Raw genomic sequence first — 18315 nt, forward strand, 5'->3', positions numbered from 1 at the left:
TGCGGTAAAACGCACGATAAAGTCGTCATTCACGTTTCATATAGGCCCGGAAATGGCCATTGCAAAGGTCAAAACCGTCACATCCGCGGCACCGGCCTTGCGCAGGGCGCGGCTTGCCGCACCCACCGTCGCGCCGGTTGTATAGACGTCGTCCACCAGCACCACGCGCTTGCCATGGAAATCACCTTCACGGCCGGGCGCAAGCGAGAAAGCGCCGCGCACATTGTCGCGCCGGGCAAGTGCGGAAAGCCCAACCTGCCGCTCCGTCGGCTTCACACGCAGCAGCGTGCCGGCAGCCAAGGGCTTGCCGGCGACCCTGGCCAGATGCCGGGCCAGCTCGGCGGATTGATTGAAGCGGCGGCGCAGGAAACGGTTGCGATGCAATGGAACCGGCACGATGCAATCGCAGGCATCCACCGTTCCGTCGCTTGCCCTTAGCATCCACAGCGCCATCAGGCGGGCGAGATCGGTCCGGTCCTGATATTTCAGCCGGTGCACGAGTTTGCGGGCGGTTCCCTCATGGCTTGCGACGGCGCGCAACCGGTCAAAAGGCGGCGGTTCGGCAATCGCCTGCGCGCTCACGAAACCGTCTCCGTGATCCCGCGCGAAGGGAATGCCCAGAACCTCGCAAAAAGGACGATCGATAAAGGCCACATCCCGCCAGCAATCCGCACATAAGGCGCCCTCGCCGCCGGTCATGCGGGTGCAGCCCGCGCAGGTTGGCGGATAGACCATACGAAAGACCGCACGCCACATGTCTCCCGCCGCCGCCGGCACGGCCGCAGACTTCGACAGCAAACCCGAAAACAGACTTTCACCAGCACCCATGAGGTTGACTTTACCGCCGAACGGGTGCCTTTGCGAGAGCGATAGTTTCCTCCCGACACCGGGAAAACGATGCCCCAAGCGGCATGAGACCAACGATACGGCCCGCCGATCTCAAAGGCGCTTGAGGCCGAGCAGGCAAGACGATGGATATTCTCTTTGACCAGGCCCTGATCGAACAAAACCGTCACCGGGCGTGGGCCAGGCGCGACGACAAGGCCCTGTTTCTTCTCGATATGGCAGCCGAAGAGCTGGCCGACAGGCTTGCCATCGTCGAGCGCCAGTTCGAGACCGCGATCGAACTTCACGGCGGAACCGGCGTCACGGCGCGACGCCTGGCTGAGACTGGCAAGGTGGATACCATTCGCCGTATCGAAACCGAGAGTTCTTTCGCGACGGATGCGAATATTCCCGAGGCCGCCTCCATGGAGCATCTGCCGCTTGAGGAGGCCTCCGCTAATCTCATCGTTTCACCGCTTGCCCTGCACCTGACCAACGATACGCCCGGCGCGCTGATCCAGATCCGGCGGGCATTAAAACCGGACGGCCTGTTTCTCGGCGCCATTCCAGGCAGCGGTACCCTGCAGGAACTGCGCGACGTGCTGCTGACCGCAGAGGCCGAACTGACCGGAGGTGCCAGCCCACGTGTCATTCCTTTCGCCGATGTACGAGACGTCGGCGCGCTTTTGCAGCGCGCCGGGTTTGCGCTCCCCGTGACCGATGCGGAAAGCTATACGGTGCGTTACGATTCAATTTTCCCGCTGATGCGCGACCTGCGCGCCATGGGCATGGCCAACCCACTGGCAAGCCGCAGCAGAAAGCCGCTCAACCGCGCTTTTTTTCTGCGCGCGGCAGAGCTTTACGCCGAGCGATATTCCGATCCTGACGGACGGATAAGGGCGACATTTTCGGTTATTTACGTATCAGGCTGGGCGCCGCATGAAAGCCAGCAGAAACCGCTTAAACCCGGTTCCGCCAAGGTGCGGCTTGCCGATGCCTTGAAGACAACAGAGGTGAAGCTGCCCTGAGCGATCAGCCAAAAGGTTTCTACTCGGCCAAAGTGTCTGCGATGAACTGAAACACGTCATTGATGTTGCTGCTGATGCTGCCTGCGCCAACGATCAGGGCAGCGGAAATCACCCCGACAATCAGGCCGTACTCCACCGCTGTCGCACCGTTTTCGTTTTTGCATAAATTGATAAGAAAATGCAGCACAGGATATTCCCCATCCGCCATCCGGCGCGTTGCGACAACCGGCGTCCACCCTGTTGAAATCAGCTTTATATTAGGCCGGCGATGTGAGGAATCCGTTACCGTTGATGGTAAACGATCAGCAACCGCTCTCGTTGCTATAACCCATGACCACGCAGGGCGTTTCCGGCATCGGCTGGGTGATGCTGCGGCGGATGGAATAGGTCTTGCCCACATCGGTCTTCTTGATGGAGCCCGTGCTGATCATGTCGTAATTGTCAGGAAACTGCGCCACCCTTGTGGAGGATTTTCCGGCAAGCATGGGAGTGACGATCAGCGAGAGCGCGATAACCGCCGTGCCGAAAAGCAGCGCCACATTGAGCACGCCGGTGCGACGGGACTTGTCAGGATAAGAGTGACGACCTTCCACCGTCTTCCAGAAATCCTCGTTCATGACCAACCTCGTCTCGCGCAGTTTACCGCTTCTTTAGCTTAACAATCTGCCAGAGGGTGCTGAACGATCTCTTAACGAAGCCCCGTTTTGGCACGGTAAAGCACTGGAAGAGAGGTGTTTTCACGAAGCTGTGACGGGATAAGGCAGGAGGGCCGTAGTGACCCCTCGGTTCTACAGCAAATCCTGGAGGAAGGGGATGAGCGGCTCATCGGCCGGCGGCATGGGGTAATCGCGCAGCGCCTGGGGTTTGACCCATTTAATCGCCTGCCCTTCCCGGCCATGGGCGATGCCTTCATAGCGACGGCACACATAAAGCGGCATCAGGAGGTGAAAGGTCTCGTAGGTATGGCTGGCAAATGTCAGCGGCGCGAGGCAGGCGACCTTGGTTTTGATACCCAGTTCCTCGTCCAGTTCACGGACAAGGGTTTCCTCTGGCGTCTCGCCATGCTCCACCTTGCCGCCTGGAAACTCCCATAAGCCCGCAAGCGACTTGCCTTCGGGACGCTGCGCCAGAAGAATGCGGCCGTCCTGATCGAGAAGTGCGCAGGCGGCGACCAGCAGGATTTTTTTTCCCGCCTCGCTCATTCACCTGAACCCTTGCGCCAGTAGCGATAACGATAAGCCTCAGAGAAGCCGAATTTTTGATAAAGGGCGATGGCAGGCGCATTGGTGGAGACGACCTGCAGCCAGGCGGTTTTTGCGCCGCTTATTCTGGCCCAGCGCAGTGCCGACGACAGAACCTGCGTGCCCAGCCCCTTTTTACGTTGCGACTTTTCGACATCAAGCGAGATGACGCCGGCAAGGTCGTTATCCTGCACGCAGATCATGGTGGCGAGCGGGTTACCCTCCACTTCCTCGTTGATGAAAAGGCCGAGCATCGGTTTGATGGAACTGACGATTTCAGCGATTGCCGGGCGCAGCGCCGGATCGCCATCGCTGACCTTGATGCTGGCTTCGACAAACCGGCCGATATCATGGCTCGGAAGACTGACCAGCGTTTCCGGCAGCTCCATGCTGGAGAGATCGGCCGTCATAACCATGACCTCTTCGAAGACAGACCAGCCATCAGCAGACAGAAAATCCACGAGTTGCCGCGGCATCAGTGTCGTTTCGCGTACCACCAGCGGCCGGCCGAAATCCTCGAAACGCTTGCGTGCCTTTTCCAGCCGCAGCGCGCTGTTTCCGTAATCGGATGGATCGAGCGGCACCACGCAGTTAATGCGTTTGGAGGGGTGTGAACCCGTCAGGCGGATTTGCCAGCTGCCGTCATAAATCACTGACGACGCAGGCCATGCCCGGAAGCTGACGGCTTCCAGACGGCGAACCAGCGGCAGATTGACGGCTTTATTGTCCTGCATTCTCTTCGGCTCCAACGGTCAGCTCCGATAGTCGCCGTTGATCGCAACATATTCTTTAGTCAGGTCACAGGTCCAGACGGTGGCCGTTCCCTGACCGAGACCGATATCCACCTTCACTGGAATGTCTTCGAGACGCATCACCGCGCTGGTTTCCGCCTCCGAATAATCCGGGTCGCGCTCGCCGTTGACGGCCACGCGCACGCCGCCGAACCAGATGGCGAGACGGTCGCGGTCTGCCATCTCGCCGGACTTGCCGACAGCCATGACGACGCGGCCCCAATTGGCGTCTTCGCCGGCAACCGCAGTCTTCACCAGCGGCGAATTGGCGATGGAAAGAGCGATCTTCTTGGCGGCGGCGTCGTTTTCCGCACCAGTCACGGTGACCTCCACCATCTTGCGCGCGCCTTCGCCGTCGCGAACCACCTGCAACGCGAGATCCTTCAGGAGATCGTTAAGCGCCGTGCGGAAGGAGGACAGGCGCTCGTCATCGGCGCTCGTCACCTTAACCTGGCCGTCTTCTGCCGCCGCACCCGTGGCGAACAGCATCAGAGTATCGGAAGTGGAGGTATCGCTATCAACCGTCACGGAATTGAAGGTCGGGCCGACACCGGCAGACAGCAGCGACTGCAGGGCGGCGGGCTCGATATCCGCATCCGTCACCACGAAGGAGAGCATTGTCGCCATATCGGGGGCAATCATGCCGGCACCCTTGGAAATGCCATTGATCGTGACGACCACGCCGCCGATCTCGGCGGTGCGGGTCGCGACCTTGGGATAGGTGTCGGTCGTCATGATCGCCTTGGCGGCTTCCCACCAGAAATCGGCTTCCGCCCTGACATTCATATCACCGAGAACGCCGGCAAATTTCGTTGCATCCAGCGGCTCGCCGATCACGCCCGTCGATGCGAGAAAGACCTCGCCTTCAGCACAGCCGACGGCGGCGGCGGCGGATTTCGCCGTCAATTCGGTCGCGGCCTTGCCCTTGAGGCCGGTAAAGGCATTGGCATTGCCGGAATTGACCACCACGGCGCGCGCCACGCCGCCGCCGAGATTGGCGCGGCAGAAATCGACCGGGGCGGAAGGGCACTTCGATTTGGTGAAGACGCCGGCAACACTTGCCGGCTTGTCGAACACCATCAACAGAACGTCAGTGCGGTTCTTGTACTTGATGCCGGCGGCGGCCGTCGCCATGCGAACGCCGCGCAGCGCCGGCATGTCGGGATAGGATTTCGGAGCGAGCGGGGAAACGGCAACGGACATGGGAAGCGCCTGAAATTCTGGAAAAGGGGTCTGGAATGCCTGAGATGAAACGGGGCGGCCCATAGCCGCCCCGTAACATTTGTCTTTACTGCTGCGGCTGAGCCTGCTGTTCCTTCGTGGCTTCGTCGTAGCCCTTCTTCAGCGTCTCATCCATGATTTCGATCTTCTGGTCAGCCTTTGCCTTCTCGATGAGGGCAACGTACTTGTCACGCATGACAAGCTGACGAACCTGCGGCTCGACCTGCTCGAAAGCCGGCGGCGGCGCGATACGCTTGTCTTCAAGCTTGATGACGTGGAAGCCGAACTGGGTCTTCACCGGAACCTTGGTGTAGGCGCCCTTTTCGAGGCCGAAAGCGGCCTCTTCGAATTCCGGCACCATGCGGCCCTTGCCGAACCAGCCGAGATCGCCGCCGTCATCCTTGTTGGAATCGGTCGACTTTTCCTTGGCGAGCGCGGCGAAATCCTTGCCCGAATCAAGCTGTTTGATGATGTCCTTGGCGTCGTCCTCGCTGGCGACGAGAATGTGCGCGGCCTTGATTTCCTCTTCCTGCGGCAGGGCTGCGACTTCCTTGTCGTAGCGGGCCTTTACTTCGTCATTGGTGACGGCGTCGACCACGTGCTTGCGGAAATAGGCGTTGTGAAGCTCACGGTCCTGGATGAATTCCATGCGCTTCTTGAAATCTTCAGTCTTTTCCAGCCCTTCGGCGCTGGCGTTCTTCACCAGAAGCTTGACGTCGATCGCACCGGACAAGGCTGCAACCTTCTTCTGCTCATCGGGAAGCTGCGCGAGCTGCGGGTCGAGATTGCTCATGGCGAGGTCGAGTTCGGACTGGTGGATTTCCAGATCGCCGACCTTGGCGACAACCTTGTCTTCCTGTGCAAAAGCCGGAAGCTGGAGGCCGAGCGTGGCCACAATCACCGCAGCCGCAATTTTATTATAGCGCAACATTTTGAACCTTTCGGGGACAATGCCGGCTCCAGACATGGTTTCCGGCTCTGAAAAAACTTCCAAACACCGGATTGTGGCCATTCTGTAACGGGCAGAACCGTTGACATCATTTGCCCCCCCTCTTATCTGTCACGCAACCTCGCGTCCAGATACGTTGAAGGGCGAAGTCCGTCATTTATGCTGAAATCGGCGTGACGGAGAAAAGCGCCCGGCAAAACGGAATTTCAGAAAGGGCCAGTAATATGGTCAGTCTCGGCGGAATAGCCCGCAAGTTGTTCGGTTCGGCAAATGACCGCCGCGTCCGCTCCTATAAAAGCAAGATCGCAGCCATCAATGCGCTGGAAGAGGCCACCAAGGCGCTCTCCGATGAAGCGCTGGCGGCCAAGACGGCGGAATTCCGCCAGCAGCTTGCCGATGGCAAGACGCTGGACGACCTGCTGATCCCGGCTTTCGCCGTTGCCCGCGAAGCATCGCGCCGCGTTCTGCATATGCGCCCCTTCGACGTGCAGCTGACCGGCGGCATGATTTTGCATGGAGGCGCCATCGCCGAAATGAAGACCGGTGAAGGCAAGACGCTGGTGGCGACCCTTGCGGTCTATCTCAACGCGCTCGCCGGCAAGGGCGTGCATGTCGTCACCGTCAACGACTATCTCGCCAAGCGCGACGCGGCCACGATGAGCAGGCTCTACGGTTTCCTCGGCCTGACGACCGGCGTCATCGTCCACGGGCTGGACGACGACCAGCGCCGCGAGGCCTATGCCTGCGACATCACCTACGCCACGAATAACGAACTTGGCTTCGACTATCTGCGCGACAACATGAAGTATGACCGCGCCCAGATGGTTCAGCGCGGCCACAACTACGCGATCGTCGACGAAGTCGACTCGATCCTGGTCGACGAGGCGCGCACGCCGCTCATCATTTCCGGCCCGCTGGACGACCGTTCCGACCTTTACAACACCATCGACGCCTTCATTCCGCTGTTGACGCCGGAAGATTACGAAATCGATGAAAAGCAGCGCTCGGCCAACTTCTCCGAAGACGGCACCGAAAAGCTCGAGAACCTGCTGCGGCAGGCGGGCCTCCTGAAGGGCGAATCGCTTTACGACGTCGAAAACGTCGCCATCGTCCATCACATCAACAATGCGTTGAAGGCGCACAAGCTCTTCACCCGCGACAAGGACTATATCGTCCGTAACGACGAAATCGTCATCATCGACGAGTTCACCGGCCGTATGATGCCGGGCCGCCGTTATTCCGAAGGTCAGCATCAGGCTCTCGAAGCCAAGGAAAAGGTGCAGATCCAGCCGGAAAACCAGACGCTGTCTTCCGTCACCTTCCAGAACTATTTCCGTATGTACTCCAAGCTCGCCGGCATGACCGGTACGGCATCGACGGAAGCGGAAGAATTCGGCAATATCTACGGTCTCGACGTCATCGAAGTGCCGACCAACCTGCCGATCCAGCGTATCGACGAGGACGACGAGGTCTATCGCACCGGCGAGGAGAAGTTCCAGGCGATCATCACCGAGATCAAGGCGGCGCATGAGCGCGGTCAACCGGTTCTGGTGGGTACGACGTCGATCGAGAAATCCGAGCTTCTGGCCCATATGCTGCGTCAGTCCGGCTTTACCGATTTCCAGGTTCTGAACGCCCGTTACCACGAGCAGGAAGCCTATATCGTTTCGCAGGCCGGCGTTCCGGGCGCGGTTACCATCGCCACCAACATGGCTGGTCGCGGTACCGACATCCAGCTCGGCGGCAACGTCGACATGCGCCTCGAGCGCGAGCTGGAAGGCATGGAGTCCAGCCCTGAGCGTGACGCGAAGGAAGAGGCTATCCGCGCCGAAATCAAGGTGCTGAAGGAAAAGGCGCTGGCCGCCGGCGGTCTTTACGTCATCGCCACCGAGCGCCACGAAAGCCGCCGTATCGACAACCAGCTGCGTGGCCGTTCCGGCCGTCAGGGCGACCCGGGTCGCTCGAAATTCTACCTGTCGCTTCAGGATGACCTGATGCGCATCTTCGGTTCCGAGCGCATGGACTCGATGCTGCAGAAGCTCGGCCTCAAGGAAGGCGAGGCAATCGTCCATCCGTGGATCAACAAGGCGCTGGAACGCGCCCAGAAGAAGGTCGAGGCCCGCAACTTCGAGACCCGCAAGAACCTTCTGAAATATGACGACGTGCTGAACGACCAGCGAAAGGTGATCTTCGAGCAGCGTCTCGAACTGATGGAAGCAGACAATATCGGCGAAACCGCAACCGATATGCGCCACGAAGTGATCGAAACGCTCGTCACCAAGCATATTCCGGAAAATGCCTATGCCGAACAGTGGGATATTGCAGGCCTGAAGGCCGGTGTCGCGCAGTTCCTCAATCTCGACCTGCCGGTGGAGGAATGGGCGAAGGAAGAAGGCATCGCCGAGGACGATATTCTCCAGCGCGTCACCGAGGCCGCCGACAAATACGCCGCCGAGCGCGCGGAACGTTTCGGCCCCGAGATCATGACCTATGTGGAACGCTCGGTCATTCTCCAGACGATCGACCATCTGTGGCGCGAACATATTGTCAATCTCGACCATCTGCGCTCTGTCGTCGGTTTCCGCGGTTATGCACAGCGCGACCCGCTGCAGGAATACAAGGCGGAAGCCTTCGAACTGTTCCAGGCCCTGCTCGCCAATCTGCGCGAGGCCGTCACCGCCCAGCTGATGCGCGTTGAGCTCGTGCAGCAGGAACCGCAGCAGCCCGAGCTGCCGGAAATGACGGCGCATCATCTCGACCCTCTCACGGGTGAAGATGAAATGGCACAGAGCGCGCAGGCCGCTTTCGTGCCGGCGGGGGATCGCGATCCGGAAAACCCGGCCACCTGGGGCCGTATCGGCCGCAACGAAATGTGCCCCTGTGGCTCCGGCAAGAAATACAAGCACTGCCACGGCGTTTACGAACAGGCCTGAAGCAGTTCCCGACAGTCAAACGAAATCGCCCGCACCTTCGGTTGCGGGTGATTTTCGTTGCGCCACTTGATCGCTGTTGACGGATATCGGCAATTTCCAATATGGGAGCCTCATCGTCTTTCGGAAAACGCTTTCATGGCTCCTCGCGACTTTGCGTCTTATGTTTTTCTCGCACTCGCGTGGGGAATGTCTTTCCTGCTGCTTTTGCATGTCGTGGAGGCCTTCGGCTGGATCGGCGCGGTTACGCTTCGCTCGCTTGTCACCGCCGTCGCCCTCTTTCTGATCGCGATTACGGCCCGCCGAAAGCTTGCATTTTCCGCCAGCTGGCGCGCCTTTGCCGTTGTCGGCGCAACAACCGTCGCGGGACAGTTGATCGGCCTTTCCTATGCGACGCCGCTGGTCGGTACCGCCATGGCGGCCATATTGGTGGCCACCATCCCGCTCTTTTCAATGCTCATCTCACAGCTATGGGGTCTTGAGCGTCTGACGCAGCGGGGCTTTGCCGGTCTCGTCATCGGTTTCGGCGGCATTATCCTGCTCGTCGGCTTTCCCGCGGTTCCCGTCACAAGCAGCTTCTTCATCGGTTGTGCCGCCTGCGTTGCCGCCTGCATCTGCGCCGCCTATGGCAGCAACTATGCCAGCCGCCATCTCAAGGGCGTGGGTTCGTGGGAAATCACCATCGGCTCCTTCCTCACGGGCGGGCTGATGACTTTACCGCTTCTTCTGGCCGTGCCCCTGCCTGGAGCGCCGCGCTTCATCGACTACGGTTATCTGCTCATACAGGCGGTTGTCATGAGCGGACTTACCTACATCACCTATTTCAGGCTTGTCTCCTCGATCGGTGCAACCAGGGCGATCAGCGTGGAATTCGCCGTGACCGTCGTGGCGGTTCTCATCGGCGCACTGGTGCTGGATGAACCGCTTTCGCTTCCCCAGCTTTTCGGCGCCGGCATCATCATCTTAGGCTGTGCCCTGGTTCTCGATCTCCTGCCCAGGAAAAAGGCTCCGCCCACACCCTCCGGGGCGTGAAGGGTTTGTTAGCGTTTTCCACCAATAGTCGTGCTGGTCATTACTGATCAAACGGGATCGCGCTTACGGCGCGAGGGGAAAATGCAACCGGGCAAATCAGATTACGAGCATTACTGGGACCCGCTAAGGGCCCTCCTCATGCTGCTCGGCATCCCTTATCACGTCTCCCTTCTCTACAGCCATGCTCTGCCATGGGACATCAAGGATTTCGACACCAGCCCGCTTCTGAGCGCGCTGGGTGCTGCGCTCGTCACCTTCCGTATGCCGTCATTCTTTCTGGTTGCCGGCTACTTCTCCACCATGGTCATCGGCAAGAAGGGCAAGATGCGCTGGCTGAGGCAACGTTTCCTGCGTCTCGGCGTGCCCTTTGTCGTGGCGGTCCTTCTGCTCGGGCCATCACAGCTTTTCCTGCTGCAACTGGCCGGCGTCGCCAAAGGCGACATCCCGGCCGACCGGCTGCTTGAAAGGCTACCCGGCCTGCTGCGTCCGAGCGAAGAATGGATCATGCATCTTTGGTTCCTGCCGGCCCTTATCTTCTATTCGATCCTGCTTGCCGGCCTGCTGTTTCTCGCGGAACGTCCGCCATTGGCACATATCAGACACTGGTTCGGCAGCCTGCGCCAGCGGCATGCCGCCCTGTTTTTTGCGGCGCTGTGCATCCTGCCTGTTTTATGGGAATTGACGATCTACGGATCCGGCCTGCTTGCGGCAAAGAGCGGAAGCCCCCTTTTTCTTCTTTATGAACGCGCCTCCGACCCCTATGCGCGTTACATGCCATTTTTCCTCATCGGCGCGCTTCTGCAGCGTGACCGCGCCCTCTTTCACCGCTTTCGCCAGACGGGTCTTCCCACCGGCATCGTCGCGGCGGGCGCCATCGCGACGGCGGTGACCTTGCGCCTGCAACATCCCTTTTCGAATTCGGCGCTGCTGGTGCTGGTGTCGGCAGTTGCGGCGGTGGCGACAAGCCGTCTGTTGATCCACCTCGCCTGCCGCTATTTCGACAGGCCGAACCGGATTGCCAGAGGCATGACGGATGCATCCTTCACTATCTACCTGTTTCACCATCCGCTCATCTACGCCTTCGGAACGCTGTTCATCCTCATTGCGCTGCCGCCCATCCTGGAATTCACCATCATCGTCGCGGCCACCACGGCGGTGGCCTATATGCTGCATCAGGCGATACGTTGCAGCCCGCTCGCCCTTTTCCTGTTCAACGGCATCCGCAGGCCACGCGTGATGGACAATATTGGCACACGGGCCGGCGCGTCCCAAACCCTTCGTTAAGGATGGAGCGGGTATGATCGGCCTGCCTATTCAACTGGAAATGATGGCGTGTGGATCATGGCTATCCTCAACACGGCGGAAAAAGCCCTACCCGCAGACCTGCGCGCGAAGCTTTCGCCGCTGGTAACGAAAGTCGCCGTTCTTCTTTCCGGCGGAGATGAACTCTCCCGTGCGCAGCGTATGGCGCTCGTTGCGTTTGCGGTGCGCATCGTCAGCGCCGGCATCGCCTTCATTTCCCAGATCATTCTTGCCCGCCTGATGGGCGAATTCGAATACGGCCTGTTCGCATTTGTCTGGGTACTGGTGATCCTGTTCGGCAATCTTTCCTGTCTCGGTTTTCACACCACGGTCATACGCTTTTTACCCGGCTATCGTCTGGAGGACGCCCACGACAAGATCATGGGACTGACCTCGACGGCGCGTGTCTTCGCCATGCTTTCGGCCAGCGCGCTTGCGATCTTCGGCTTCGTTTTCCTGTATTTCTTCGGCGAGCGCATCGCTTCCTACTATCTCATTCCCATGTCGCTGGCGCTTTTCACCCTGCCCATGGTTGCGTTGGGCGATGTGCTGAACGGCACGGCGCGCGCAAATGGCTGGGCGGTCTCCGCTCTCAGCCCCACCTACATCGTTCGCCCGGTGCTTATCCTACTGTTCATGCTGGCGGCAATCGGTCTTGGCGCGGGAAAAACCGCAACGACAGCCATGCTCACGGCGCTTCTTGCCACCTATGTCACCACGCTTTTCCATTTCGTCTTCATGAACCGCCGGCTCAACCGGCATTTCCGCAGCACGGCCCGCAGGGTGCATTTCCGCCGTTGGATAAGCTTCGCCTTCCCGATGTTCCTGATCGACGGCATCGGTTTTTTGATGACCAATTCCGATGTGGTGATCGTCGGCCTTTACCTGCCGCCGGATCAGGTCGGCATTTATTTTGCCGCGGCCAAGACCATCGTGCTGATGCAATTTGTGTTTTTCTCGGTGCAGGCGGCCGCCGCCCCGCGCCTGGCCGCCCTGATGTCGGCCAATGACAGGCAGGGGCTTGCCGGTTTCGCCAGCCAGGCCGCGCGCTGGGCTTTCTGGCCGTCGCTCGCCGTCGGCAGCGTGGTGCTCCTGGCCGGCCCGTTCCTGCTGTCGCTGTTCGGCCCCGGCTTCGTTCAGGGCTATGAGTTGATGTTCTTCCTTTTCGCAGGCTTCCTCGCCAAGGCGCTGATCGGCCCGGGAGAAACATTGCTGAACATGGCCGGCAAACAAAAATTGTGCGTCGCGCTTTATATTATCATCTTTGGTTGCAACATTGCACTCAACATGGCGCTCATTCCGGTCTATGGTCTGGCAGGGGCCGCGGCAGCGGTGGCGATAGCCATGTGTATAGAAGCTGTGCTATTGCATATTGCCATTCGCCGCACACTCGGGATCGTCCTTTTTGCCTTCAACGATCCCCGGGCGGGTCAAAACACTGGGAAGGCGGTGTAACGATAAGCATGTCCAGCGATCCAAAGAATCCGGATTTTCAGGATCCGCGCATCGCGGCGCTGATGGCGTCTGCGGAGCGTGACCGTCCCGTGGCCGACAGCAGCCGACGCGTGGGCCGCGATGGCCGGGAATTCTGTATCTATCCGGGTCAGCTCGGTTATGACATGCAGGAAGAACTCGACTTTCTGTCCAATCGCGTCATGGAGGCGAATGTCTTCTTCACCGGAAGGCTTCTCGCACCCGCCATGCCGCGCATCGAAGACAAGTCCGTGCGTTTCGCCCTCATCCGCGACGAGAACGGCGCCAGAAGCCGCATGCGCTTCCTGATGCCCTTTACCGTGGAAAAGCCGGGTTTTTCCATCGGTCCCTCCATCATTCGCGTCTGGGCCAATCCATTCGGGCCGCTCGGCACGCCGCTGGTCGACACCGAAGGTGCTGCCGAAACCCTCGACAATCTTTTCGATGCGCTGTCCGACAGCAACATGCGTCTGCCGAATGTTCTGGTTCTGCCGGATGTCCGGCTGGAAGGGCCGTTTGCCCGAATGTTCAAAGCCATCGCGCTCAGCCGCAACCTGCCGGTGACGACGACGGGCAATTATTACCGGCCGATGCTGGAAAGCCTTCTCGACGGCAAGGCGTATCTGCGAAACGCCCTTGCGCCGCACCATTTGCGCGAAATGAACAGGCAATGGCGTCAGCTCGAAAAACTTGGGCCCCTCTCCTATACCGTTACCCGCCAGCCAGCGGACGTGCGCTACCGCATGGAGGAGTTTCTGGCGCTGGAGGCGAGCGGCTGGAAAGGCCGCAAGCGCACCGCGCTGGTCAATGACCGTTATCGCGCCGCCTTCGCCCGCGAGGCGATCACCAATCTGGCCGAAGCGGATGCGGTGCGTATCCACACCATCGATCTCAACGGCAGCGCGATTGCTTCCATGGTCGTCTTCATCGCAGCCGGCGAAGCCTATACGTGGAAGACCGCTTTCGACGAAAACTATGCGCAATTTTCTCCCGGCAAGCTGCTGGTGCAGAGACTGACCGACTGGCATCTGGATGACGCCAATATTCTGCGCAGCGACAGCTGCGCCGTGCCCGATCATCCGATCATGAGCCGCTTCTGGCAGGAACGGCAGGAAATGGGCACGCTGGTTGTCGGGCTTGCCCAGAATAGCGACCGGGACGTGCGGCAGGTTTCCACCCAGGTGGACATGTACCGCAACACCCGCAACCTCGCCCGCAGCCTGCGGCAGAAAATCCTGTCCTTCGGACGCAAGGGCAATTGATCCGAAGGGCGCTGGCAGCGCCCTTCGGATTTCAGGACGCGGATGGGACCCGTCTTAGCGCGAGGCCGTCCTGATCATCTTGCACAATTGCGTCAAAGCGGCATCGTATCCGCCACCCAGAATATCGACGCACCGGCGGGCAAGCTTTATCTGCTCCGTGCGCGACATGTCGTTATAGGACTGGATGACCTGACGCATGGCGCGAGGCGTCATCGGCCGGCCGGGATTGTTCGGATTTCCGATATTGCCAGGATTTCCCGGGTTCCCCGGATTGCCAGGGTTACTCGGCGAACCTGAGCCGCCAATGCCCAGCCCGACATCGACACCGAGCCCGCTTGATCCGCCCACATTGGCTCCGACATTTGCGTTGACACCGTTGGAACCGCCGACGGAGGCATTCACGCCGGCATTGACCCCGCTGGAACCGCCGACGGATGCGTTGACATCCGCATTGACCCCATTGCTGCCACCGACCGAAGCGTTGACATCCGCACCCAGCCCGCCGCCGCTGCGGCCTCCGATATCAGCACCGGCATTAACCCCCCCACTGCCGCCAACGGAAGCGCCGACACCGAGACCACCGCTATCATTGCTACCCACGCTAGCATTAACCCCGTTCTCTCCGCCGATCCCGATATCCAGCGCATGGGCGTTGACCGGTAGGATCAGGCAGGCAGACAGTAACAAATTGCGAGAAAGAGCCCTCATAATTTCCTCCCTATGAGTTGGCTACTCCCGCCCCGCGTGGAAACTCCACATCGGCATCATAGTTTCAATTAGTAATTGCGTATATGCCATTTTATTAGATATATCTAAAATTATCCGAATAATTCAACCCCAGGTGTATTGTTTTGAAACAGGTGAGACTGATTGAAATGCCTGTGCCACAGCAATTTCGCCGATTTTTTTAAATGTCGGCTCGTGATTTTCGCCCTACGCCACCGCGCGCTGGGATAGCCTTTCGTAAAGGCAAATTTCCTGCTTTTGGGCTTGCACGCAAGGTCTCGCCCGTGATAGACGCCGTGGCATTGCCTCAGTGACCTGAAACACAATCGGCATCGAAATGCGGGTGTGGTGGAATTGGTAGACGCGCCGGACTCAAAATCCGGTTCCGAAAGGAGTGTCGGTTCGACCCCGACCACCCGCACCACCTCTTACGATTTGCACGACTTTATCGGCATGAACGAGACCATATCCGGTCAAGGATCATGCTATGCCGCCAGATAAAAACGTCTGGCATTGCCATGGCCGATATCTGCCTGCTCATCCGGTGAAAGCGCCGACAGAAATGCTCTCGTCATGGCGATCCACTCCGGCAGGCCGGAACCGAGATCGACCACCGGCCAGTCGCCGCCCCAGACCATTCTTTGGGGGCCGAACAGCGTCAATACGGTTTCCACGTAAGGTCTCACGTTTTCCAGAGTCGTTTGCCCCGGCGCACAATAGGCGGTGACACCCGAAAGCTTGACGAAGAGATTGGGCAGGCGGGCCAGATCGGCCATGCGCTCGCTCCAGGCGGAAAAATCGTTTCCGGCGATATCAGGCGTGCCGCAATGGTCAAGCATGAAGCGGACATTGGGGCAGGCACGGACAAGTTCGGCGGCAATGGCCAGCTGACGGGAATGAAAACACAGATCGATCGGCCACCCGGCCTTGCCGATCTTGCGCACATTTCGGCGATAGTTTTCCGCACGGCTGGTATCGTCGGGCATAACCTGGAGGATACGCCGGAACCCGACCACTTTGAGGTCGCGGCATTCCTCCAGCCAGGCGTCGAACCCCTGATCCGTTTCCGGCCGGCAGCTGGCGATCTGGCCGAACATCGGCAAGGTCCCTTCCCCAACCATGCCGGCCACAAGCCGGGCTTCCGCCCTATAATCATTGTCATCGACCCCGGTTTCCATGAAGATCGTGCCGACGACACCGCTGCCCTCGACAAGAGCTGCATAGTCCGCCCGGGTGAAGCTTCCCGCAAGGCTCGGCTCGCCGCGCGTCCAGGCATAACCGAGTTTGCCCCGCAAGATCAGATGCTGGTGGGTATCAATGAGGTCCATGGCGTCCTTCTCCCTGTCGTGCCCGTCAATCTTCAAGAGCGAGCGCGTCAAAACCCGCCCAGGCGGCGTCCGGCACGGCCGTTTCGAAAATGGATAGATTGCGCCGGAGGCTGTCCGGTTTCGCCGTGCCGATCAGCACGCTGGCGACATCGGCGTTTTGCAGCGGAAAATGCAAAGCGGCCGCCGCGAGCGCGACGCCGTGGCTGGCGGCGTGATCTTCCATGGCGCGCACCCGCTCCATGACTTCAGGCGCGGCTTCATTGTAATTGAAGGTCGCGCCCGGCTTTGCACCGGTTGCAAGAATGCCCGAGTTGAAGACACCGCCGATCACAAGCGCGGTGCCGGTTTCCGCGCAACGCCCAAGCAGCCGCGCCGCCGCCGACCGGTCGAGCAACGTATAACGGCCCGCCAGAAGGATGCAGTCGATCTCGTCTATCTCCATGAGGTTCAGACAGGCCGGAACCTCGTTCACACCAAGGCCGAACGCGCCGATCAGGCCTTTCGCCTTCAACTCGTGCAGCGCCTCGATGCCGCTTTCGGTGAATATTCCGAAATGATGGCGATAGGCTTCCTCTCCAAGCGTGGTCTCCTCCAGATCGTGAACATAGAGAATATCCACCGAACCGAGACCAAGCCGGGCAAGGCTCTGCTCATGTGAGCGCATGATGCCGTCATAGCTGTAGTCGTATTCCACCACGAAAGGCAGCGCGTCGACAAAACCGTAATCCGGTGTCACGCCCGCTTCAGCCGGTTTCAGGATCCGCCCGACCTTGGTGGACAGCACGAATTCGTCGCGTGGTTTGCCCTGAAGAAAATCCCCGACGCGTCGTTCGGAGAGGCCCTGCCCGTAATAGGGTGCGGTATCGAAATAACGGATACCGGCGTCCCAGGCGGCTTGCAGCGTCGCCATCGCATCCTCGCGGCTGACGCTGCGGTAGAGATTGCCGATACCGGCAGCGCCGAAAGAAAGCTCGCTCAGCGACAGCGCCGTGCGGCCAAGTTTGCGGGTTTTCATGCGGCCCCCTCCTCGCGGCGAAGCTGGCGCTCGACGGTGCGGATGACACCACGGAGTTCGCCGAGACCCTTCATGCGGCCGATATAGGAATAGCCGGGGTTGGTCTTTTTGGTGATGTCATCACCCAGCAGATGGCCGTGGTCAGGTCGCATTGGAATATTGGTGCGGCGGCCAGCCTTGGCGGCGGCCAGCTCCTCGCGCAACAATGCCTCGATGACGCCGATCATGTCCGTTCCGCCATCAAGATGATCGTCCTCAAAGAAGGAACCATCCGCTTCAACGGTCACATTCCGAAGATGGGCGAAATTGACGCGGGACGCGAACTCCTGTGCCATTGCCACGAGATCGTTGTCACTGCGCGCGCCGTAGGAGCCGGTGCAAAGGGTAATGCCGTTGTTCGGGCTTTCAACGGCCGAGAGGATGGTGCGGATATCGGCAGGTGTCGAGACCACGCGCGGCAGGCCGAACAACGAGAATGGAGGATCATCAGGGTGGATGCCGAGATGCACGCCCACTTCTTCCGCAACCGGCACGACTTCCCGCAGAAAGGCGAGAAGATTGCCCTGCATGGTCGTGCTGTCGATACCATCGAACGATGCAATCAGCGCGGCGATGGACTGGCGCGTCTGCACCAGCGCGCCGCCTGGCAGCCCTGCTATGATGTTTCGCTCTAGAAGCAACTGCTCCTCTTCGCTCATTTGCGCAAAACGCGCTTCGGCCCGTGCAACCAGCGCAGGATCGTAATTTTCCGCCGCATGAACACGCTTCAGGATGAAGACGTCATAAGCGACGAAATCCGCCATTTCGAAGCGCAGCGCCAATCCGGTATTACGTGCCTGCCAGCGTAGGTTCGTGCGCGTCCAGTCCACGACAGGCATGAAATTGTAGCAAACGACGGGAACGCCAGCGCGGCCGAGACGGGCGAGTGTATCCTTCCAGCGCACAATCGCCTTCGGGGCATCGGCATCACCACGCTTGACGGACTGTTCCATGGGAATGGATTCGCAGACACTCCATTCCAGACCGGCCGCCTCGATCATCGCCTTGCGTTTGGCGATCTCTTCCGCCGGCCACGCGGTGCCGTCGGGAATCTGGTGCAGCGCCGTTACAACGCCGCTCGCACCCGTCTGCCGCACATGCTCCAAGGTGATGGGGTCCGATTCACCGAACCACCGCCAGGTTTCCTTCATAG

17 protein-coding genes and 1 tRNA gene are annotated in these 18315 nt (G+C 59.8%); 7 read left to right on the plus strand and 11 right to left on the minus strand.

The genetic code is table 11. The features are described 5' to 3' along the window. Nucleotides 1-36 precede the first annotated feature (36 nt). The gene (locus BS627_RS21310; RefSeq protein ID WP_077985147.1) at nucleotides 37-828 is read right to left on the minus strand and encodes a ComF family protein; all 792 of its coding nucleotides are present in this window, start codon (nucleotides 826-828) and stop codon (nucleotides 37-39) included. Between the two features lie 143 nt (nucleotides 829-971). On the opposite strand from BS627_RS21310, the gene BS627_RS21315 reads away from it, so the two are divergent. Next, the gene (locus tag BS627_RS21315) at nucleotides 972-1853 is read left to right on the plus strand and encodes a methyltransferase domain-containing protein (RefSeq protein WP_077985148.1); all 882 of its coding nucleotides are present in this window, start codon (nucleotides 972-974) and stop codon (nucleotides 1851-1853) included. Nucleotides 1854-1872: 19 nt separating this feature from the next. On the opposite strand, the gene BS627_RS21320 is transcribed toward BS627_RS21315, so the two are convergent. From BS627_RS21320 to BS627_RS21345, 6 genes are all read right to left on the minus strand, one after another. Next, complete coding sequence (locus tag BS627_RS21320) at nucleotides 1873-2061, minus strand: Flp family type IVb pilin (protein ID WP_077985149.1); 189 nt, start codon at nucleotides 2059-2061, stop codon at nucleotides 1873-1875. 94 nt (nucleotides 2062-2155) lie between these two features. After that, nucleotides 2156-2470, minus strand: coding sequence for a hypothetical protein (locus BS627_RS21325; protein ID WP_077985150.1), 315 nt, complete (start codon nucleotides 2468-2470; stop codon nucleotides 2156-2158). 171 nt (nucleotides 2471-2641) lie between these two features. Beyond that, nucleotides 2642-3055, minus strand: a complete 414-nt coding sequence (mutT, locus tag BS627_RS21330) for an 8-oxo-dGTP diphosphatase MutT (RefSeq protein WP_003522547.1) — start codon at nucleotides 3053-3055, stop codon at nucleotides 2642-2644. Further along, on the minus strand, nucleotides 3052-3828 hold the full coding sequence (locus BS627_RS21335; RefSeq protein WP_077985151.1) for a GNAT family N-acetyltransferase: 777 nt from the start codon (nucleotides 3826-3828) through the stop codon (nucleotides 3052-3054). The genes mutT and BS627_RS21335 overlap by 4 nt, the downstream gene beginning before the upstream one ends. A gap of 18 nt (nucleotides 3829-3846) precedes the next feature. Next, nucleotides 3847-5088, minus strand: coding sequence for a bifunctional glutamate N-acetyltransferase/amino-acid acetyltransferase ArgJ (gene argJ, locus BS627_RS21340; protein WP_077985152.1), 1242 nt, complete (start codon nucleotides 5086-5088; stop codon nucleotides 3847-3849). An 85-nt stretch (nucleotides 5089-5173) separates the two neighbouring features. Further along, nucleotides 5174-6037 (minus strand): peptidylprolyl isomerase, encoded by an 864-nt coding sequence (locus tag BS627_RS21345; protein ID WP_077985321.1) that lies wholly within the window; start codon nucleotides 6035-6037, stop codon nucleotides 5174-5176. A gap of 242 nt (nucleotides 6038-6279) precedes the next feature. Between BS627_RS21345 and secA the strand changes: the two genes are divergently transcribed. The 5 genes from secA to BS627_RS21370 all read left to right on the plus strand — a co-directional run bounded on the left by secA (nucleotide 6280) and on the right by BS627_RS21370 (nucleotide 14054). After that, nucleotides 6280-8988 carry a preprotein translocase subunit SecA gene (secA, locus tag BS627_RS21350; protein ID WP_077985153.1) on the plus strand — a complete coding sequence of 903 codons (2709 nt, stop codon included), beginning with the start codon at nucleotides 6280-6282 and terminating at the stop codon, nucleotides 8986-8988. Between the two features lie 135 nt (nucleotides 8989-9123). Beyond that, nucleotides 9124-10017 (plus strand): DMT family transporter, encoded by an 894-nt coding sequence (locus tag BS627_RS21355; protein WP_077985154.1) that lies wholly within the window; start codon nucleotides 9124-9126, stop codon nucleotides 10015-10017. Between the two features lie 81 nt (nucleotides 10018-10098). Next, a complete protein-coding gene (gene mdoC, locus BS627_RS21360; protein WP_077985155.1) occupies nucleotides 10099-11301 on the plus strand; it encodes a glucans biosynthesis protein MdoC in 1203 nt (400 codons plus the stop codon). 57 nt (nucleotides 11302-11358) lie between these two features. Continuing rightward, on the plus strand, nucleotides 11359-12774 hold the full coding sequence (uppV, locus tag BS627_RS21365) for a Wzx-type polysaccharide biosynthesis protein UppV (protein ID WP_077985156.1): 1416 nt from the start codon (nucleotides 11359-11361) through the stop codon (nucleotides 12772-12774). A gap of 8 nt (nucleotides 12775-12782) precedes the next feature. Beyond that, nucleotides 12783-14054: a GNAT family N-acetyltransferase gene (locus BS627_RS21370; protein WP_077985157.1), complete on the plus strand. Its 1272-nt coding sequence runs from the start codon at nucleotides 12783-12785 to the stop codon at nucleotides 14052-14054. A gap of 54 nt (nucleotides 14055-14108) precedes the next feature. Here BS627_RS21370 and uppQ read toward each other — a convergent pair whose 3' ends face one another. Further along, the gene (gene uppQ / locus BS627_RS21375; RefSeq protein WP_077985158.1) at nucleotides 14109-14762 is read right to left on the minus strand and encodes a polysaccharide biosynthesis GNAT family N-acetyltransferase UppQ; all 654 of its coding nucleotides are present in this window, start codon (nucleotides 14760-14762) and stop codon (nucleotides 14109-14111) included. Nucleotides 14763-15119: 357 nt separating this feature from the next. Here uppQ and BS627_RS21380 point away from each other — a divergent pair. Next, nucleotides 15120-15204 (plus strand) — tRNA-Leu (locus tag BS627_RS21380). Nucleotides 15205-15265: 61 nt separating this feature from the next. Here BS627_RS21380 and BS627_RS21385 read toward each other — a convergent pair. The 3 genes from BS627_RS21385 to uxuA are packed head-to-tail and all read right to left on the minus strand — an operon-like array spanning nucleotide 15266 to nucleotide 18313. Continuing rightward, nucleotides 15266-16108: an amidohydrolase family protein gene (locus tag BS627_RS21385; RefSeq protein ID WP_077985322.1), complete on the minus strand. Its 843-nt coding sequence runs from the start codon at nucleotides 16106-16108 to the stop codon at nucleotides 15266-15268. 25 nt (nucleotides 16109-16133) lie between these two features. Beyond that, complete coding sequence (locus BS627_RS21390; RefSeq protein WP_077985159.1) at nucleotides 16134-17123, minus strand: aldo/keto reductase; 990 nt, start codon at nucleotides 17121-17123, stop codon at nucleotides 16134-16136. Beyond that, nucleotides 17120-18313, minus strand: a complete 1194-nt coding sequence (gene uxuA, locus BS627_RS21395) for a mannonate dehydratase (RefSeq protein WP_077985160.1) — start codon at nucleotides 18311-18313, stop codon at nucleotides 17120-17122. The genes BS627_RS21390 and uxuA overlap by 4 nt, the downstream gene beginning before the upstream one ends. Nucleotides 18314-18315: the final 2 nt, after the last annotated feature.

The sequence above is a fragment of the Agrobacterium salinitolerans genome (assembly GCF_002008225.1).
GTDB classification, from domain to species: domain Bacteria; phylum Pseudomonadota; class Alphaproteobacteria; order Rhizobiales; family Rhizobiaceae; genus Agrobacterium; species Agrobacterium salinitolerans.

Bases quoted from the DNA above. Each gene is read 5' to 3' on its own strand.
- BS627_RS21310 (WP_077985147.1), bottom strand. From the start codon at position 828: ATGGGTGCTGGTGAAAGTCTGTTTTCGGGTTTGCTGTCGAAGTCTGCG.
- BS627_RS21315 (WP_077985148.1), top strand. From the start codon at position 972: ATGGATATTCTCTTTGACCAGGCCCTGATCGAACAAAACCGTCACCGG.
- BS627_RS21320 (WP_077985149.1), bottom strand. From the start codon at position 2,061: ATGGCGGATGGGGAATATCCTGTGCTGCATTTTCTTATCAATTTATGC.
- BS627_RS21325 (WP_077985150.1), bottom strand. From the start codon at position 2,470: ATGAACGAGGATTTCTGGAAGACGGTGGAAGGTCGTCACTCTTATCCT.
- mutT (WP_003522547.1), bottom strand. From the start codon at position 3,055: ATGAGCGAGGCGGGAAAAAAAATCCTGCTGGTCGCCGCCTGCGCACTT.
- BS627_RS21335 (WP_077985151.1), bottom strand. From the start codon at position 3,828: ATGCAGGACAATAAAGCCGTCAATCTGCCGCTGGTTCGCCGTCTGGAA.
- argJ (WP_077985152.1), bottom strand. From the start codon at position 5,088: ATGTCCGTTGCCGTTTCCCCGCTCGCTCCGAAATCCTATCCCGACATG.
- BS627_RS21345 (WP_077985321.1), bottom strand. From the start codon at position 6,037: ATGTTGCGCTATAATAAAATTGCGGCTGCGGTGATTGTGGCCACGCTC.
- secA (WP_077985153.1), top strand. From the start codon at position 6,280: ATGGTCAGTCTCGGCGGAATAGCCCGCAAGTTGTTCGGTTCGGCAAAT.
- BS627_RS21355 (WP_077985154.1), top strand. From the start codon at position 9,124: ATGGCTCCTCGCGACTTTGCGTCTTATGTTTTTCTCGCACTCGCGTGG.
- mdoC (WP_077985155.1), top strand. From the start codon at position 10,099: ATGCAACCGGGCAAATCAGATTACGAGCATTACTGGGACCCGCTAAGG.
- uppV (WP_077985156.1), top strand. From the start codon at position 11,359: ATGGCTATCCTCAACACGGCGGAAAAAGCCCTACCCGCAGACCTGCGC.
- BS627_RS21370 (WP_077985157.1), top strand. From the start codon at position 12,783: ATGTCCAGCGATCCAAAGAATCCGGATTTTCAGGATCCGCGCATCGCG.
- uppQ (WP_077985158.1), bottom strand. From the start codon at position 14,762: ATGAGGGCTCTTTCTCGCAATTTGTTACTGTCTGCCTGCCTGATCCTA.
- BS627_RS21385 (WP_077985322.1), bottom strand. From the start codon at position 16,108: ATGGACCTCATTGATACCCACCAGCATCTGATCTTGCGGGGCAAACTC.
- BS627_RS21390 (WP_077985159.1), bottom strand. From the start codon at position 17,123: ATGAAAACCCGCAAACTTGGCCGCACGGCGCTGTCGCTGAGCGAGCTT.
- uxuA (WP_077985160.1), bottom strand. From the start codon at position 18,313: ATGAAGGAAACCTGGCGGTGGTTCGGTGAATCGGACCCCATCACCTTG.